4 protein-coding genes are annotated in these 2,679 nt (G+C 42.3%); all 4 read right to left on the bottom strand.

What is annotated here, in order from left to right; translation table 11 throughout:
- Positions 1–128: 128 nt before the first annotated feature.
- Positions 129–1,121, bottom strand: coding sequence for a DUF6387 family protein (locus ACTHUR_RS10585; protein WP_070459998.1), 993 nt, complete (start codon positions 1,119–1,121; stop codon positions 129–131).
- 20 nt (positions 1,122–1,141) lie between these two features.
- Positions 1,142–1,453 carry a helix-turn-helix domain-containing protein gene (locus tag ACTHUR_RS10580; protein ID WP_070460005.1) on the bottom strand — a complete coding sequence of 104 codons (312 nt, stop codon included), beginning with the start codon at positions 1,451–1,453 and terminating at the stop codon, positions 1,142–1,144.
- Positions 1,450–1,818, bottom strand: a complete 369-nt coding sequence (locus ACTHUR_RS10575; protein WP_070460008.1) for a type II toxin-antitoxin system RelE/ParE family toxin — start codon at positions 1,816–1,818, stop codon at positions 1,450–1,452. Before ACTHUR_RS10575 ends, ACTHUR_RS10580 begins: the two co-directional genes overlap by 4 nt.
- 31 nt (positions 1,819–1,849) lie before the next feature.
- Positions 1,850–2,679, bottom strand: an 830-nt coding sequence (locus ACTHUR_RS10570; protein WP_440398557.1) for a tyrosine-type recombinase/integrase, incomplete at its 5' end; no start/stop codon positions are given.

The raw sequence follows: 2,679 nt of genomic DNA, 5'->3' as shown, positions 1-2,679 counted from the left end.
CGGTTGGTTAATCACGCCTGCGTGTTGCTGGCGTTTCGATAGGCATAAATATAGCCGCCTCAATGGGCGGCTTTCGAGAGAGAAAAAAATGAGAAAAAACTCTCTTTTAATTTCAAAATTTACTTAGGTTATTTTTGTTTCTTTTTCATATGTAATTGATACATATCTATAAAATCATCTTCAAATTCTATTACCTCATTTATTTCTTTGCATTTAATATCATATCTATGCATGAAAGGGTTTGCCACTGCTTCCAATAATAGGATAGCTTTTGGTAATACGCTGTCTTTGATTGTGGACTTATCGGGAAACCATTCTTCCCCTGTTTTTGGGTTGATAACGGTTTCTGTACCATCGCCAAAGAGTAAGAATAACAGTTCTTCATGCGTGAAGTGTTGGCCGGTGTATACCTCCCAAATCAGCAAATCTAGGCATGGCAATACTCTGAAACGGTTTAGGCTTTCTATTTCTGAATCACTAAATGTTCTTGTCATGTCGTATTTTTTGCTTATATGGATATGGCCGCCGTAAAGTTGAAATGCTCTGTATTGCCTTAAGAAATACTCAAACATTTCTTTCAGCTCATCATCGGTATGTTCTTGGAAATTAATCAGCACCGGCGTGAAACAATTATATGCCCCTGCTTTTTTTTCATATCTGAATTGGCCTAGTTTGGGTAATTGAATCCCTACGGTAGAAATTTCATCAATAGGCATTTTTTCCCCGTCAGAATCGACAATATCAGCCCCGTGTTTTGCCAGCAATCCATTAAAGCAAGAGAAAAAGGAAGAATCGGGGAATGTTTTCTCATCGGGGAATGTTTTCTCTAAGTCTTCAAATGGTATTTTGTACATATCATCAGAAATTAGATTCTTGCCTAATGGAATCCCTCTAGAATCTCTTGGAATATCAGTATTACCCAAAAACAATGATTGCCAAGAGTTTATACAATCATTGCAGATGTCATAACCTAAATCTGGATTACGGTCATATTTTAAATTCTCATTGTAGTGGTAAATTTTATGTTCAAAAGCGATTGCCCAATCTTCCCGCCCCCATTGGTAGGTCTCTTCATACTTGGAAATATCAAACCATTTAGGACAATAATCATGAGTATTCATTTTTAGCTTCGTTTCCGGTATCAGGCAATCGCCTCAATTCCCTTGTTCTTGACGATAGTAAGCAGCTTCAAAGCCGCGCCGCTCGGCTTTTTAATACCCCGCTCCCATTCGGAAACTTGGTTTTTACCAATGTTCAGATACATGGCAAAAGCGGCTTGTGATAATGCTTCGCGCTCTCTGATTGCCTTGATGTCTTCGCCGCTCAATGGTTTGATTTCGGTCAGGCATGATTTGTCAAAATCGCGCATGGTTTTTTTGTCGATAATGCCAATGTCGTGCAATCCCTGCATGGTTTCATGTATTGCTGCAAAAATCTCGCTTTTGTATTTCATGGCTGTATCTCCGTGAAAGTGCCGTTTGATTTGGCTTGTTCTATGTCGGTTTCCGTCATTGCCAAGATGATGGCGGCGGCTTTCTTTAATTCTGCAAGTTCTTTGTCCGTGATGTTTTCGCGGTCGTTCTTGGCAAAGGCAGTCATGAAAAACGCCCGTTCCCCACGTCTGAAAAATATCAGACTACGATAACCGCCGCTTCTGCCTTGTCCTTGCCTTGCTATGCGTTGCTTGATAACGCCGCCGCCTAAATCTGCGTCTATCACTCCTTTATCTGCCCGCTCTACCGCTTCTATCAGCTCGGAATCGCTGATTTTGTGCTTCTTGGCAAATTTCGTTATCCACTGGTTTCTAAATATCCGCATGGTTTTCTTTCGTAATGCTTAAGATGATAGTTTATTCTGCCGTTTCCTGCAATATGCCTGAATGTGCTTTCAATTCATCAAGATAATCAGCCCATTTTTGAACCATATCGGCGCGCTGTTCTAAATATTCCGCATGGTTATAGGCTGCCCTTGTCGTGTTGGGGTCTTTGTGGGCTAGTTGTCGCTCTACCCAATCGGCGTTATAGCCCATCTCATTCAATATCGTGCTGGCTGTATGCCTAAAGCCGTGCTGTGTGGTTTCTTCCAAGAATCCCAGACGGTCTAATGCTTTTCGTATTGCTCCCTCGCTCAAGGGCTGTTTTTTGCTGGTGTTACAAAATACATATTCATAATGCACGGTTACTGGTTTCAAGCCGTCCAGTATTGCTAAGGCTTGGCGGCTCAAGGGGACAATATGGTCTATCTTGTTCTTCATGTTTACGCCGTCTTTATAGTATTGCTGCTCCTCCCAATCAATTTCACACCAGCGCAATAAACGTAATTCGGAAGGGCGGGCAAATACATAAGGGGAAAGCTGTAATAGGGCGCGTGTTTGCGGAAAGCCAGCGTAACCGTCAAAAGCTCGTAACATCTCGCCTATCCTTTGCGGGTCTTTAATGAAGCGGTAATGTTTCTGTTCCACCTTTGCCAGCTCTCCCCGCAATTCGGCGGCGGGATTGAATAGGCTCAAGCGAAGTTTCACGGCATATTTGAAAACTTGGTTTACTACGTCATAAATTTTTTGTGCCGTGTCATATTTCCCCGCCGATTCCAGCCTCTGTAACAGTCCTAAAACCTCAAGCGGCATGATTTCGTCTATTTTGCGTGTTGCAAGGTCAGGGAAAATATGAAGCTCAAGGC

The organism is Neisseria sp. P0021.S007 (genome assembly GCF_051956855.1).
Note: the sequence above shows the minus strand (reverse complement) of the source record. Positions and strands in the feature narration are given on the sequence as shown.